The organism is Flavobacterium sp. GSP6, assembly GCF_003984855.1.
In the GTDB taxonomy this organism is placed as follows: domain Bacteria; phylum Bacteroidota; class Bacteroidia; order Flavobacteriales; family Flavobacteriaceae; genus Flavobacterium.
In genome coordinates, this window is the sequence record NZ_RYDO01000009.1 from 22,525 (window position 1) to 36,514 (window position 13,990).

General features: G+C 36.1%; 15 protein-coding genes, 1 pseudogene and 1 riboswitch. Of the genes and pseudogenes, 3 read left to right on the forward strand and 13 right to left on the reverse strand.

Going from position 1 to position 13,990, the window contains the following annotated elements:
* Positions 1–174 precede the first annotated feature (174 nt).
* The 3 genes from EKM03_RS10235 (at position 175) to aat (ending at position 2,194) form a co-directional block, all read left to right on the forward strand.
* Positions 175–1,050, forward strand: a complete 876-nt coding sequence (locus EKM03_RS10235; RefSeq protein WP_126740412.1) for a flavin reductase family protein — start codon at positions 175–177, stop codon at positions 1,048–1,050.
* A gap of 26 nt (positions 1,051–1,076) precedes the next feature.
* Positions 1,077–1,454, forward strand: coding sequence for a DUF3127 domain-containing protein (locus tag EKM03_RS10240; RefSeq protein ID WP_091203008.1), 378 nt, complete (start codon positions 1,077–1,079; stop codon positions 1,452–1,454).
* A gap of 101 nt (positions 1,455–1,555) precedes the next feature.
* A complete protein-coding gene (aat, locus tag EKM03_RS10245; protein ID WP_126740345.1) occupies positions 1,556–2,194 on the forward strand; it encodes a leucyl/phenylalanyl-tRNA--protein transferase in 639 nt (212 codons plus the stop codon).
* 3 nt (positions 2,195–2,197) lie between these two features.
* Here the strand turns inward: aat and EKM03_RS10250 are convergent, their stop codons facing one another.
* The 13 genes and pseudogenes from EKM03_RS10250 to EKM03_RS10310 form a co-directional block, all read right to left on the reverse strand.
* The gene (locus tag EKM03_RS10250) at positions 2,198–2,908 is read right to left on the reverse strand and encodes a HesA/MoeB/ThiF family protein (RefSeq protein ID WP_126740347.1); all 711 of its coding nucleotides are present in this window, start codon (positions 2,906–2,908) and stop codon (positions 2,198–2,200) included.
* Between the two features lie 232 nt (positions 2,909–3,140).
* On the reverse strand, positions 3,141–4,268 hold the full coding sequence (gene thiH / locus EKM03_RS10255) for a 2-iminoacetate synthase ThiH (RefSeq protein ID WP_126740349.1): 1,128 nt from the start codon (positions 4,266–4,268) through the stop codon (positions 3,141–3,143).
* A 139-nt stretch (positions 4,269–4,407) separates the two neighbouring features.
* Positions 4,408–4,785, reverse strand: a complete 378-nt coding sequence (locus EKM03_RS10260; protein ID WP_126553103.1) for a GxxExxY protein — start codon at positions 4,783–4,785, stop codon at positions 4,408–4,410.
* Positions 4,786–4,972: 187 nt separating this feature from the next.
* Positions 4,973–5,743, reverse strand: coding sequence for a thiazole synthase (locus tag EKM03_RS10265; protein ID WP_126740351.1), 771 nt, complete (start codon positions 5,741–5,743; stop codon positions 4,973–4,975).
* Complete coding sequence (locus EKM03_RS10270) at positions 5,730–6,362, reverse strand: thiamine phosphate synthase (RefSeq protein ID WP_126740353.1); 633 nt, start codon at positions 6,360–6,362, stop codon at positions 5,730–5,732. The genes EKM03_RS10265 and EKM03_RS10270 overlap by 14 nt, the downstream gene beginning before the upstream one ends.
* The gene (locus EKM03_RS10275) at positions 6,355–7,110 is read right to left on the reverse strand and encodes a hydroxymethylpyrimidine/phosphomethylpyrimidine kinase (protein WP_126740356.1); all 756 of its coding nucleotides are present in this window, start codon (positions 7,108–7,110) and stop codon (positions 6,355–6,357) included. The genes EKM03_RS10270 and EKM03_RS10275 overlap by 8 nt, the downstream gene beginning before the upstream one ends.
* Positions 7,086–7,682, reverse strand: a complete 597-nt coding sequence (locus EKM03_RS10280) for a thiamine phosphate synthase (RefSeq protein ID WP_126561256.1) — start codon at positions 7,680–7,682, stop codon at positions 7,086–7,088. Before EKM03_RS10280 ends, EKM03_RS10275 begins: the two co-directional genes overlap by 25 nt.
* Before the next feature lie 32 nt (positions 7,683–7,714).
* Complete coding sequence (gene thiC / locus EKM03_RS10285) at positions 7,715–9,559, reverse strand: phosphomethylpyrimidine synthase ThiC (RefSeq protein WP_126740358.1); 1,845 nt, start codon at positions 9,557–9,559, stop codon at positions 7,715–7,717.
* 104 nt (positions 9,560–9,663) lie between these two features.
* Positions 9,664–9,870: a sulfur carrier protein ThiS gene (gene thiS, locus EKM03_RS10290; RefSeq protein WP_126567973.1), complete on the reverse strand. Its 207-nt coding sequence runs from the start codon at positions 9,868–9,870 to the stop codon at positions 9,664–9,666.
* A 63-nt stretch (positions 9,871–9,933) separates the two neighbouring features.
* Positions 9,934–10,030: riboswitch (TPP riboswitch) on the reverse strand.
* Positions 10,031–10,111: 81 nt separating this feature from the next.
* Positions 10,112–10,678, reverse strand: a complete 567-nt coding sequence (locus EKM03_RS10295; RefSeq protein ID WP_126515140.1) for a DNA-3-methyladenine glycosylase I — start codon at positions 10,676–10,678, stop codon at positions 10,112–10,114.
* A complete protein-coding gene (locus EKM03_RS10300; RefSeq protein WP_126567972.1) occupies positions 10,675–11,328 on the reverse strand; it encodes a queuosine precursor transporter in 654 nt (217 codons plus the stop codon). Before EKM03_RS10300 ends, EKM03_RS10295 begins: the two co-directional genes overlap by 4 nt.
* Positions 11,329–11,723: 395 nt before the next feature.
* Positions 11,724–13,097 (reverse strand): S8 family peptidase, encoded by a 1,374-nt coding sequence (locus EKM03_RS10305; protein WP_126563440.1) that lies wholly within the window; start codon positions 13,095–13,097, stop codon positions 11,724–11,726.
* Between the two features lie 402 nt (positions 13,098–13,499).
* Positions 13,500–13,915 (reverse strand): annotated as a pseudogene (locus EKM03_RS10310) (queuosine precursor transporter); the annotation flags it as partial.
* Positions 13,916–13,990 lie beyond the last annotated feature (75 nt).

Genomic DNA, 13,990 nt, shown 5'->3' on the forward strand with positions numbered 1-13,990 from the left:
AAATGAAAATTTGAATTATAAATATAACGAAATAAACGCTGTGGTATTTTAGTTTTAAAGAAAGATTTTTTTTCAGAGTAAATTCAGATGTAATTTTATTCTAATTGGATATACTCTTTCATAAACTGATCCGATTTGTTTACTTTTGTAGAGTACAGCTATAAAGTAAAAAATATGATTACGATTGATCCTAAAAGTATCGAAACAGCAAAATTACAAGGCTATTTGCAAAGTTCAGTTGGACCTAGACCTATTGCTTTTGCCAGTACTATGGATGCGGAAGGTAATGCTAATGTATCGCCTTTTAGTTTTTTTAATGTGTTCAGCGCCAATCCTCCAATCCTTATTTTTTCACCAGCAAGGCGCGTTCGTGATAATTCGATAAAACACACGTTGATCAATGCTGAAGCAACTCGGGAAGTAGTCATTAATGTGGTGAATTATGACATGGTACAACAGATTTCGCTGGCCAGTACAGAGTATGCTGATGGTGTGGATGAGTTTTTAAAATCAGGCTTGACTCCGATTGCTTCAGAGGTGGTGAAACCCTTTCGAGTAAAAGAATCACCGGTTCAATTTGAATGCAAAGTCACTCAGATTATTCCGCTGGGAACAGAAGGAGGTGCGGGGAATTTAGTACTGTGTGAAGTTGTTCGCATTCATATTGACGAGTCTGTTTTAGACGAAAATGGTGCGATTGATCAATATAAAATTGACTTGGTTTCCAGGTTAGGCAGCAATTGGTATTCCAGATCAAACCAAGGGCTTTTTGAAGTGCCAAAACCCTTGTCTACTTTAGGAATTGGAGTGGATGCCATTCCAAATTTTGTTAAAGAAAGTTCGGTTTTTAACGGAAATGATTTAGGGATGTTAGGGAATATAGAAGCCTTGCCCACAATGGAAGAAGTTAGTATATTTGTAAAACAGAATTTTGCTGTAAAAGGAGTTTTAAGTGCTGATGACCAGCAAAAAGTACACTTGGAGGCAAAAAAATACCTGAATGAGAATGATGTCTTATCGGCTTGGAAAGTACTTTTGGCAAAAAAATAATATAAATAACATTAAAAACAACGAAGATGGAAGTTACAGGAAAAATTAAAATGCTTGGGGATGCAAAAAATGTGGGAAGCGGAAGTTTCTTAAAAAGAGAATTGGTCGTAACCACCGAGGAGCAATATCCACAACATATTTTAGTAGAATTTGTACAAGATAAATGCGATTTATTGAACAGTTTTAAAGTAGGTGAAGCGGTTAAAGTTTCGATCAATTTAAGAGGACGCGAATGGGTTGACCCACAAGGAGTGACTAAATATTTTAATGCAATTCAAGGATGGAGAGTAGAAAGAGTAGCCACAGAAGCCACTGCTGCTCAAATGCCTCCGATGCCGGCTGCTGAAGCATTTGCACCAGCAACAAACCTAAACGAAGAAGAAGCAGACGATTTGCCTTTCTAAGGGATGAAAAAATTAGAATTTAGAAGTCAGAAGTTTGAGTTTTACTTGAATTTCTGACTTTTTTATTTTTTGAAATTGGTATTGATTTTTGAAATTGAAAAATGTATTATTTATCCCCAACCTTATTTTTCCCTTCTGTTGACCAAGCCAATTGCGATGGAATTTTGGCCATTGGAGGTGATTTGTCCCCGGAACGCTTGCGACTTGCGTATCAAAGCGGCATTTTCCCTTGGTTTGAAGCGGGAGAACCTATTATGTGGTGGTCTCCAAATCCCAGAATGGTGCTATTTCTCGATGAATTGATTGTATCTAAAAGCATGCGAAATATCCTGAACCGGAATATTTTCAAGGTCACTTTCAATCAGAATTTTAGGGACGTAATTTCAAACTGTCAAAATATAGAACGTGACGGTCAAAACGGAACTTGGATTACCAATGACATGATTGAAGCCTATTGTAAAATGCACGAATTAGGAATAGCAAAATCAGTTGAGGTTTGGCAAGATGCCGTTTTAGTTGGAGGTTTATACGGAATTGATTTGGGAGGTATTTTTTGTGGTGAAAGTATGTTCTCGAAAGTATCTAATGCGTCGAAAATGGCTTTTATAGCTTTGGTCAACCAATTAAAAAAAGAAGATTACAAACTTTTGGATTGTCAGGTTTATAATCCGCATCTTGAAAGTTTAGGTTGCAGGGAAATCGACAGAACAGATTTTATGGAAATTTTAAAGAGTAAATAACTCTTAAAATTCCAGCTTCTTAAAACTCCAATCCAGCGTATTAAAAAGAACCAATTCATTTTCCAATGTCGGTAAATCCATAACAAGTTTCAACGTTTCATGCGCCATCATGGTGCCAATAATTCCCGGAAGTGTGCCCAATACTCCGTTCAAATTACAATTAGGAACATCTTTAGGATTTGGAGGTTTCGGGAATAAGTCCCGAAGATTTTTATTTCCATTATGGTTAAAAACGGCCACTTGCCCCTCGAATTTTAAGATGCTGCCGTAAATCAATGATTTACCTAATGTTACGCAAGTATCATTTACCAGATAACGGGTTTCAAAGTTATCACAACCATCAACAACTACATCAAAATCCTGGATGATTTGTACTGCATTTTTAATGGTTAATTTTTCTTCAAAAGCAACAACATGAATCAATGGATTCAGGATTTCTAAAACTGATTTTGCCGTGATTGCTTTTAATTGACCAACGTGCCTCTCCGTATATAAAATTTGACGGTGTAAGTTGTGCAACTCGATTTTGTCAAAATCAACTATACCAATAGTTCCTACTCCGGCCGTTGCAATATATTGTAAGATTGGACAACCCAATCCGCCTGCGCCGATCACTAAAACTTTCGCTTTTTTGAGTTTTTCCTGTCCGGAATCGCCTATTTCCGGCATCATCATCTGGCGGTTATAGCGTAAAAAATCTTGAATAATACTCATTTTTTTAGTCTTAAAGTTGAGAAGTCATAAAGTTGGACAGTTATAAAGTCAAAAGTCATAAAGTTGGAAAGTTTTAAAGTCAAAAGTTAAAAACAAGTCAATTCGAGCGCAGTCGAGAACTTTTTTAAAGTTAGTTGCTATTAGTAATAAATATTAAGGTGTGGCCCCATGTTGCTTTCTAAATTTTTAGACTCTTGTCTCTTGTCTAATTTTTTTGTTGATTTCTAAACTTTTAGACTTTCGACTTTTGACTAAAATTTCTGTCCCAATCTTTCCAAACGGGTTCATATCCTTTACTGGAAATGACTTTTGCAATCTCTGCCGCAGAACGTTCGTCACTGATTTCAAATTGCTCCAAGGATTGTGGGTCAACTGAATAACCCCCAGGATTAGTTTTAGAACCTGCACTCATACTAGTGATTCCAATGGGAATAATATTATCCCGGAATTTTTCGTTCTCCCGGGTAGACAGGGAGATTTCTAAGTCTTCATTCCACAAACGGTAGGCACAAATGAGCTGGGTCAAATCAGCATCATCCATGATAAAGTTGGGTTTAATTACACCTTCTGCCGGTCGTAATCTGGGAAATGAAACTGCATATTTCGTTTGCCAATACGTTTTTTGTAAATAATCTAAATGCAAGGCATTAAAAAAACTGTCAGTGCGCCAATCTTCTAATCCCAATAAGACACCCAAGCCTATTTTATGAATGCCCGCAGTTCCTATGCGATCGGGTGTTTCTAAACGAAAATCAAAATTGGATTTCTTTCCTTTGGTATGGTACTGTTTGTAAACATCACGGTGGTAGGTTTCCTGATAGACTAAAATCGAATAGACACCGGCTTCGTGTAATTGTTCGTATTCTTCTGTTGACAAGGGTTGTACTTCGGCTGAAATGGTGGAGAAATCGTTTTTTATCTGAGCAATTGTCTTTAGAAAATAATGAATGTTTACGGTCTGATTGGCTTCGCCTGTAACTAATAAAACATGATCAAATCCTGCTTTTTTTAAGACTTCAATTTCTTGCGTAATTTCATTTTCGGTAAGTGTTTTTCGTTTGATTTTGTTGTCTAAACTAAACCCACAATACGTACAAATGTTCTGACACTCGTTGCTTAAATACAAAGGAGCATACATTTGAATCGTTTTGCCAAATCTTTTTTTGGTTAGTTCATGTGTCAGTTGTGCCATTTGCTCTAAGTAAGGTTTGGCAGCTGGTGAAATCAACGTCAGAAAATCATCGAGACTGCGTTTGTTTTTGCCTAACGCAGATTCGACTTCTATCGAAGTGGTATGGTATATTTTTGTTTTGATTGTTTCCCAATCGTAGTTGTCAAAAACCGATCTAAATGTGTTCATTGTTTTATTTTTTTTCGCAAAAAGGATATGCGGTTTTTGGCACGCAGATTCTGCAAATTTTCGCAGATTTTTTTAACCGTTTTTTTTAATTTTAGCTGTATATATAAGTGAAATCTGCGTGCTATTTTCTAATCCTTAATTATAATTTATTTGCAATTCGTTTAATGTCATCTAAAATAGTGACTGTATTAAAATTGACAAGTAGGCCTAATTTTTTATTAGTAAGTTTTAAATAGTTTGTAATTTGTTTGTAATGAATAGGTGCTAAATCTTCGACAGATTTCAATTCAATAATTACTTTGTCTTCTACTAATAAATCAATTTTAAAAGCAACATCTAATATGATTTCATCGTAAGGAATAGTGATTTCTAATTGTCTTTCAACTTTTAAATTTATTTTAGTTAATTCATAATACAAAGCGCTTTCATAAACAGATTCAAATAAACCTGGACCGAGTGTATTGTACACTTTGAAAATGGCTCCTCTTATTTTGAATGATATGTCGTTTTCGGTCATTTTTAAGAATTTAAAAATTAGTACTAATTAAAAACTAAATGTAGTTATTTTGATACAACTATAAATTTCTGTAGTATGTAAATTGTACGAATTTTTGTAGATTTTTTTTAAGTTTTTATCTGCGTAAATCTGTAAAATCTGCGTGCCATTTTTTCAACAGTTTTCTTGTAAATAGACCAAAAACATATTACTCATACAAAAACGCAGTCAAAGGACTTGAGGCCATTGCATGATTTACTTTTTGTGCTAATTGTGCTTCGTAGGCTTTTCGACCTGCAATAACGGCTTCTCTGAAAGCCTCTGCCATCAATATAGGATTTCTTGCCACGGCAATTGCTGTGTTTACTAAAACCGCATCAGCTCCAAGTTCCATGGCTTTTGCTGCGTCGGATGGTGCGCCAATTCCGGCATCTATAATCACGGGAACTCTGCTCTGTTCAATTATTATTTCTAAAAAATCGATCGTTTTTAATCCTTTGTTGCTACCAATTGGAGAACCTAAAGGCATCACCGCCGAAGTTCCTGCGTCTTCCAGTCGTTTACATAAAACGGGATCCGCATGGATGTAAGGCAAAACGATAAACCCTAATTTGGCTAAAGCTTCCGTAGCTTTTAAGGTTTCGATTGCATCTGGCATTAGATATTTTGGATCAGGATGAATTTCCAGTTTAAGCCAATTGGTCTCCAAGGCTTCTCGTGCTAGTTGTGCCGCAAAAACGGCTTCTTTGGCATTTCGTGCGCCAGAAGTATTGGGGAGCAAATTAATTAGCGGGTGTTTGAGATGGGATAAAATGGTATCGGTTTCGGTTTCTAAATCGATACGTTTTAGCGCTACGGTTACTAACTCGGTTCCAGAGGCTAAAATGGCTTCTTCCATCTGTTGATTAGAACCGAATTTTCCTGTGCCTAAAAACAAGCGGGATTGAAAGGTCTTGTCTCCTATTTTAAATGGTACCATATAATTTGTCGTTAAGTTGAGTAATAAGTTGTGCTGGGTTTTCGCTTTGGGTGATCAAACCAGAAACGGCAATACCCTGAATTCCGTTTTCCATCAGGTCTTCAACGTTTTCTAGTGTGATTCCTCCAATGGCATAAATGGGAATTTGGATGTTTTTTATTTTCATTTGTTGGATAATCAATCGATACCCTTCCAATCCTAAAATGGGACTTAAATTTTGTTTGGTTGTCGTAAATTGAAATGGACCCAGACCTATATAATCACAGTTTTCGGCTGTCCTTTGGCGCACATCTTCAAAAGTATTTGCCGTTCCTCCAATAATTTTTGTTTTTCCTAAAATTAGTCTTGCTTCTTCCACTTTCATGTCACTTAAACCCAAATGAACGCCATCGGCATCCAATTGCTTTACCAAATGCACGTTGTCATTGATGATAAAAGTGGCTAAATATTCTTTACATAACATTTTTACGGCTTCCGCCAAAGTGAAAACTTCAAGCGCGTTTTGATTTTTGAATCGCAATTGTATCCAATGGCAGCCATTGTCCAGTGCTTTGTGAATGTTGTGCAATTGTTCTTCGACAGTATTTCCTTGCGAAATGTAGTGTAGCTTATTATACATGATGGTATCCTAATTTGGTTTGATTAGATTGTAAATAGGTTTCTATATATTTTTTGGCATTGATGCAAGCTGTTTTCAGGTCTAATCCCAAAGCTAAATTGGCTGTAATCGCTGATGATAATACACAGCCAGAGCCGTGTTTCTCGAAAACCGAAGTGTTATTTGGCGTAAGCATGAAGATTTCCTTTCCGGTATACAAACAGTCAACACCAATTGCCAGAGGATTGTGACCACCTTTTAGCAATACAGCGCACTGTTTTGACAGCTCGTGAGCAATTAATTCAGGATTTTTTTCTGCTGCGGAAAGCTGTAAAATTTCATTGTAATTGGGTGTTATCAAATCTATTTTTTTCAATATTTCGATCAAAACAGCTTGATTTTCTATAGTTATAAAACGAAATTTGGTTGTAGATTTTAATACGGTATCCCAAACAATCTTTGTTTTTGGCGAAAGCTTTTTTATAGCAAAAACAATTTTTTTTAAATAATCCAGTGAAGGAACAATTCCAATTTTTACGGCTTTGATAGCATAATTTTCAAACAATTTGTCCAGTGATCTCAAAACGAAAGCTTGGTCAGTCCAGTGCATTTCGAAGAACTGATTTTCGGTTTGAATGGTATTACCGGTATTGACGGCAAAACCATAAACGTGATGTTGCTCGAATGTCTTGATGTCTGCTAAAACTCCCGCGCCTGCAGAAGGATCAAAGCCTGCAATTGTTACTACGAAAGGTCTCTTTTCTTGCATTGTTTAAAATTTTCTATTGGATGGTTACTGTTCCAAATGGCACCTAAAAGTGCCACATCATCAAAGCCATATTTTAATGCCGTTTTAATTTTATCAGCTGTAATTCCACCAAGTGCTACTAATGAAGTTTCGTTATTCTTCCTTTGTTGCAATGCTTTTTTAAAGTCAATATCCGAAGCATACTTTGGTTTTGAAATACTTTCGAAAACAGGACCAAAAAAAGCATAAGCAAAAACAGTAGGTAGTTCTTCAAAATCAATCATTTGATGAATCGAAGTAGAGAGTTTAAATCCACTTTCTTTCCAGTTTTTTAAACTTTTCTCCGATGTTTCAATTCTTGCTTTTTCTGTAAAATGAATCCGATGTATTCCAGATGCTAAAGCCAGTTGGTGATGACTGTGCAAAACCACTTGCTGACGGAAATCTGATTTTATTTCGGATAAAAAAGCGTTCATTTCTGTTTCTGAAAAATCAGGTTTCCGAATATGAAGCAACTCCAGTCCATTCTCAAAAAGAGAATGAATGGTGTCGATTTCATTAATTACAGGAATTGGATTTGTGATTACGATCATAATCTTTTTTCTTTCCTCTTTCTTCTACAGTCTTATAAGTAAATTTCTTTGCCGCTTTCTACAAATTCTTTTGATTTTTCTTTCATGCCTTTTTCGGCTTCAGCTACATCGCGAATTTCCTGGGAGATTTTCATAGAACAAAATTTGGGGCCACACATCGAACAAAAATGAGCTACTTTGGCGCCATCCGCCGGTAATGTTTCATCATGAAATTCACGAGCTGTATCGGGATCTAGGGATAAGTTGAATTGGTCTTGCCAACGGAATTCAAAACGGGCTTTGCTCAAGGCATTGTCACGGTATTGCGATCCGGGATGCCCTTTGGCCAAATCAGCAGCATGAGCCGAAATCTTATACGTGATTACGCCGTCTTTAACGTCTTTTTTGTTGGGTAAACCAAGGTGTTCTTTTGGTGTCACGTAGCATAACATCGCACAACCATACCAGCCAATCATAGCCGCGCCAATGGCAGAGGTGATGTGATCATAACCTGGAGCAATATCAGTAGTTAATGGTCCTAAAGTATAAAAAGGAGCTTCATCACAGTGCTCTAATTGTTTGTCCATGTTTTCCTTAATCATGTGCATGGGTACGTGGCCAGGGCCTTCAATAAATACCTGAACATCGTGTTTCCAGGCGATTTTTGTCAGTTCGCCAAGTGTTTCCAGCTCTGCAAACTGAGCGGCATCATTCGCATCGGCAATAGAACCGGGACGTAACCCATCTCCTAATGAAAACGCTACATCATATTGTTTCATAATTTCGCAAATGTCTTCAAAATGGGTGTAAAGAAAGTTTTCTTTATGGTGAAACAAACACCATTTTGCCATGATAGAGCCTCCACGGGAAACAATACCGGTAACACGTTCAGCAGTCAAATGGATGTAGCGCAATAAAACACCGGCATGGATGGTAAAATAGGAAACCCCTTGTTCCGCTTGTTCGATTAGCGTATCACGATAAACTTCCCAAGTGAGATCTTCGGCCACGCCATTTACTTTTTCCAAAGCTTGGTAAATAGGCACGGTTCCAATTGGCACAGGAGAATTTCGGATAATCCATTCTCTGGTTTCGTGAATGTTTTTACCGGTTGATAAATCCATAATCGTGTCAGCTCCCCAGCGGCATGCCCAAACTGCTTTTTCTACTTCTTCTTCGATTGTTGAGGTTACGGCGCTGTTGCCAATGTTAGCATTAATTTTCACTAAGAAGTTACGACCTACAATCATAGGCTCACTTTCTGGGTGGTTGATGTTATTTGGAATAATGGCACGTCCTCTGGCTACTTCGCTTCGGACAAATTCAGGGGTGATTTTCCCCATCCCAGCCCGGCCCGAAGGAGAGGGAGTGTTTGCGCCCCAACTATTTCCTTCGTGTTGGTGTTGCATGGCTTTGGTTTGTTCGTTTATCAACTCCAAGCGTTGGTTTTCACGAATGGCTATGTATTCCATTTCTGGAGTAATGATTCCTTGTTTTGCATAATACAATTGGGAAACGTTGGCTCCTTTTTTGGCACGCTTAGGTTTGTGCAAATATTCGAAACGCAATTCGTTTAGTTTTTCGTCATTCAAACGCTTTTTCCCGTATTCGGAAGAGGTTTCACTTAATTCTTCGACATCATTACGATCCAGAATCCATTGTTCACGAATGCGGGGCAGTCCTTTTCGAATGTCAATTTCGATATTTGGGTCGGTAAATGGGCCCGAAGTGTCATAAACGGTTACAGGCGGGTTTTTTTCTATTCTGCCATTTGACATTTTAGTGTCAGTCAATGCAATTTCTCGCATCGCTACTTTTATGGGATGAATGGTTCCATCTACATAAATTTTTGTAGAATTAGGAAAAGGAGTGGTTGATATTTTTTCTTCGTATTTCATGTTTTTTTTATTGAAAGATTTAAGTATTAAAAAATTGAAAGATTGAAGAGTGGATTTGATAAATATTTTAATCTATAAATCTTTCAATCTTTAAATTAAAATGGTTATCCTCCTTGAGTTGCAGAGATGATGAGAATGTTATCGGTTTCTTGTATGATGTGGGAATTCCAGTTGGATTTTGGAATTATACTATTGTTAATGGCTACGGCAATTCCGTTTTGTTTTATTGGAATTTCCAAGTCAAGAAGTGCCTGAACAGTAAGACTGTCAGCTGCAAATTGTTTCGTTTGATTGTTGATTTTGAGTTCCATTCCTTTTGAATTTAGTATACAGTTATACTTTAGGAATGGCTATAGGAGTACATAAATGTACCAGGAAGTCATCTTACTTTTCCCTACGCTAGTATGAACTAGATCAGGTTCAGAGGGTAATTCTCAGCCTACAATGTTGTAGACACCCCTAAAGTGTGAAACAAATATAATGGTTTTTTTGATTAAAATTTCGGATTTAAAGTTTTATTTGATAATTTAAATGTCGAAAACGGATTACTCACTACTGTTTTTTCCAGCAATCTGCAACGTGATCATCAACCATTCCGGTGGCTTGCAGGAGTGCATAAACTACCGTTGAACCGACGAATTTGAATCCGCGTTTTTTTAAATCCTTACTTATTGTATCTGAAAGCGGAGTAGTAGCCGGAACTTCTTGTAAAGATTGTCGGTTGTTTTGAATGGGTTTTCCATCAGTGAATTTCCAAACATAATTTGAAAAACTGCCAAATTCTTCTTGTACTTTCATAAAGGCTGCCGCATTTGATACTGCCGACCTAATTTTTAATTGATTGCGAATTATTCCAGCATCTTGAAGTAATTCATGGATTTTATTTTCAGTATAAAGCGCTATTTTTTTATAGTCAAATTGGTTAAAAGCAGCTCTAAAATTTTCTCTCTTGTTCAAAATAGTAATCCAACTGAGTCCAGCCTGAAACGTTTCAAGTAGTAAAAATTCAAATAAAGTGGCGTCCTCATACACGGGAACACCCCATTCTTCGTCGTGGTATTTTTTATACAAAACGCTAGAAGTACACCATCCACAGCGGGGTTTATCGTCTGTAATCATTTGTTATCAGTGGCTAAATAGTTTTTTATTAAATAGTGACCCAAGTAAATTAAAGGAGTCAAGAGAATGGCAATACCAAGTTTAAATGTATAGCCTGTTAAGGCGGAGGTTAAAAATGTATCAAAGTTTATTTTTCCGGGCAACCAAAAAGCAATTCCCAACACAATAAAAGAATCGAATAATTGCGAAATGATAGTAGAACCCGTGGCTCTGAGCCATATTTTTTTGTTTCCTGTACGGTTTTTGAAAAACCAAAAAACGGTTACATCTATCAATTGAGAAACTAGGAACGCAATGATACTTCCCACTATGATCCACATGCTTTGTCCAAAAACGGCAAAAAACTGCTCATCATTGACTGGGCTTATTCCTTTTGCGGCGGGAATATTGATTGCAAAAAGTAAAACAAGGAAAGAGTAGGCGATTAAACCGGCAGTGATTAAGGACAATTTCTTTACTCCTTTTTCTCCAAAGTATTCATTGATTAAATCAGTAGTTAGGAAAACAATAGGCCAAGGCAAAATGCCGATGCTCATTACAAAAGGACCTATTTGTATCAGTTTCCCACCGATGAGTTCTGCTATAACGGCATTAGTGATAAAGATTCCGGCAAGAATAACAAAGACAAGTTCTTTTTTGGTTTTGAACATAAAAAACAATTAATATCCAAATTTAGTGTTTTAATTGAAAAGTATTAATTTGTATTGTTGTTTTCGATGTAAATTTATTCTAAACATGATTCTATTTTTTTTCATTTTTATTAAATAAAATCGTTTAATTAATTTATAATCAAATTAGTGAAAAAGAAGAATCATGTAACTTTAATATTTTGGCTAGAGATATTTTTTCGATTATTAAGTTCAAATTTTTACATTAAATAAGTCAATTTGTGCTTAGCAGTCTTATCTAACATAGCTTTTGCTATTCATCCTCTACTTAGGATATTTTAAAAATATGGATTTTTTGAACGGTATTGAAAAAAAATATGACCATAAAAAAAAGAGCCCAACTTGTGGACTCCTTTGTTTAATTAGTTTTAATTGGATTAAAATCCGCTTACATTCAATCTACCTCCTGTTAAACATTTTCCAGATAAAGAGGAAGTAGGAGTAGCACTGTTCAATAGTGCTGCTTTAATTTGTGCAGCTGTTGCACCAGGATTCAAAGATGCGTATAATGCAGCCGCTCCTGACACATGTGGAGTTGCCATTGAAGTTCCGTTATAACTAGCATAGCTAGATACAAACTTACCTTTAGATCTTGCAGGTACTGTTGACCATATTCCTGAACCAGGAGCGCCTAAATCAACAGAGGTAGCGCCAAATTGAGAGAAACTTGATAGAGCTCCTGTATTGGTAATTGATGCAACGGCGATTACATTTGCGTTAGGATAACTTGCAGGATAACTTGGTGTGGTGTCATTGTCAGTTCCACTATTCCCTGCAGCAGCAATGAACAGTATTCCAGCAGTATTGGCTCTCTCAATTGCATCCTGAAGACCTTGTGAGAATCCTCCTCCTCCCCAAGAGTTATTAGTAGCTACAATGTTTAAGCCATGTCTTGTTTTTAGATCAGTGAAATAGTCAATTGCTTTAATTGCATTTGCTAATGTTCCGCCTGTTCCACCTAAAAATTTAGCGTTTATCATTTTTACATTCCATACAACACCAGCAACACCTTTTCCATTACCTCCTACAGCACCAATAGTACCGGCAACATGTGTTCCGTGGTCATCGTCAACTCCGTCAAAAACAGTATTATCGTTTGCGGCAAAATCATAGCCATACACATCGTCAACAAGGCCATTGCTATCATCATCTATACCATTACCATCTATTTCACCTGGGTTTTTACCTGCATTGGCTGCTAGATCTTCATGAGTGTACATATAACCTTCGTCAATAATACCGATATACACAGTAGCTGATCCTAACTTATTGTTTGCCCAAGCAGCTGCGGCTTGCGAACCAAACTGATTCGATGGAGAAGTTGTAGATCCATACATGCCCCAAAGTGAACCATTAGTATAATAAGTGTCATTTGAAACTGCAAAATGATTGTATATCCAGTTTGGCTCTGCATACTCTACTCCTTGTAAATCTTTAATAAGCTCAATAGCTTCCATTGTGCCTAACTTTGAATTTACCAATAAAATTTTTCCACCTGTAGTGTTTGTTTTAGCAGTGGAAGTTTTCATAGAATTAGTGTTAATAACTTCTACTGTAGTTCCTCCAATTAGAGATAAAATGTTTGTTGATGTTTTAGCTCCAGTTTCTGTAGGTTTAAATTTAATAAGTAGTTGGTTCGCAACATAACTTGGTTGTACCTTATTTTGTACTACTTCTGTTGAATTTAAATTTTCATCAGTACAAGAGAAAAATGCGAACAAGACTAGGGATGCAATAAATAAATTCTTCATAAATTTGAGTTTTTGGTTTAAAAAGTTAAAAGTATTAAAAAAATAAGGTAACGATAACGTTTTCGGTAAAAATATAAATAATTTTAGGTGATGGTCGTTTTATGTTAAATTTTTACGATGCGCGTTTTTAGGTAGGAATTTTCGTTTTGTATTTATAAGCTATTTTAATTTAAATTGTTAGTGGTTAATGGACACTGCATGAAGTTCAGCTTTTTATAATCTAATATGTTTAAGAGTTCTTTTTGAATGAATGAATCCGATAAAAAAACCCATTTCAAATCTCTTTGAAATAGGTTGTATATAAATCTGAGTTCAAATATTATAATCTGAAATCAAAAAATCAATTTATCCTAACTCAGCTCTTTTGAAACCTGTTTCTCTGAGCCAGATTTTTTTATTTCATGTACGGTTTTTGAAAAACCAAAAAACAGTTACGTCTATCAATTGAGAAACTAAGAAGGCGATGATGCTTCCCACAATAATCCACATGCTTTGGCCAAAAACTGCCAAAAACTGTTCGTCATTTACCGGGATTATCCCTTTTGCCACGGGAGTATTTATGGATAAAAACAAGAGGTTGAACGCATAAGTAATTAAAAAAGCGGTAATTAAAGATAATTTTTTACTCCTTTTTCTCCAAAGTATTCATTGATTAAATCAGTAGTCAGGAAAACAATAGGCCAAGGTAAAATGCCGATACTCATTACAAAGGGACCTATTTGTATCAGTTTCCCACCGATGAGTTCAGCAGTAACGGCGTTAGTAATGAATATTCCGGCGAGAGTAACGAATACAAGTTCTTTTTTGGTTTTGAACATAAATAAAAATTAAATTTCAAATTTAGTGTTTTAATTTTTTTTCAAACAAAAAAAATCCCATCTTGTTTTAGAACA

Excerpts from the sequence above, each read along its gene's own strand:
- EKM03_RS10260 (WP_126553103.1), bottom strand. The coding sequence starts at position 4,785 with ATGACCGAAAACGACATATCATTCAAAATAAGAGGAGCCATTTTCAAA.
- thiS (WP_126567973.1), bottom strand. The coding sequence starts at position 9,870 with ATGGAACTCAAAATCAACAATCAAACGAAACAATTTGCAGCTGACAGT.
- EKM03_RS10250 (WP_126740347.1), bottom strand. The coding sequence starts at position 2,908 with ATGAGTATTATTCAAGATTTTTTACGCTATAACCGCCAGATGATGATG.
- EKM03_RS10295 (WP_126515140.1), bottom strand. The coding sequence starts at position 10,678 with ATGATTACAGACGATAAACCCCGCTGTGGATGGTGTACTTCTAGCGTT.
- EKM03_RS10240 (WP_091203008.1), top strand. The coding sequence starts at position 1,077 with ATGGAAGTTACAGGAAAAATTAAAATGCTTGGGGATGCAAAAAATGTG.
- EKM03_RS10265 (WP_126740351.1), bottom strand. The coding sequence starts at position 5,743 with ATGGTACCATTTAAAATAGGAGACAAGACCTTTCAATCCCGCTTGTTT.
- thiC (WP_126740358.1), bottom strand. The coding sequence starts at position 9,559 with ATGAAATACGAAGAAAAAATATCAACCACTCCTTTTCCTAATTCTACA.
- EKM03_RS10275 (WP_126740356.1), bottom strand. The coding sequence starts at position 7,110 with ATGCAAGAAAAGAGACCTTTCGTAGTAACAATTGCAGGCTTTGATCCT.
- EKM03_RS10280 (WP_126561256.1), bottom strand. The coding sequence starts at position 7,682 with ATGATCGTAATCACAAATCCAATTCCTGTAATTAATGAAATCGACACC.
- aat (WP_126740345.1), top strand. The coding sequence starts at position 1,556 with ATGTATTATTTATCCCCAACCTTATTTTTCCCTTCTGTTGACCAAGCC.
- EKM03_RS10300 (WP_126567972.1), bottom strand. The coding sequence starts at position 11,328 with ATGTTCAAAACCAAAAAAGAACTTGTCTTTGTTATTCTTGCCGGAATC.
- EKM03_RS10305 (WP_126563440.1), bottom strand. The coding sequence starts at position 13,097 with ATGAAGAATTTATTTATTGCATCCCTAGTCTTGTTCGCATTTTTCTCT.
- thiH (WP_126740349.1), bottom strand. The coding sequence starts at position 4,268 with ATGAACACATTTAGATCGGTTTTTGACAACTACGATTGGGAAACAATC.
- EKM03_RS10235 (WP_126740412.1), top strand. The coding sequence starts at position 175 with ATGATTACGATTGATCCTAAAAGTATCGAAACAGCAAAATTACAAGGC.
- EKM03_RS10270 (WP_126740353.1), bottom strand. The coding sequence starts at position 6,362 with ATGTATAATAAGCTACACTACATTTCGCAAGGAAATACTGTCGAAGAA.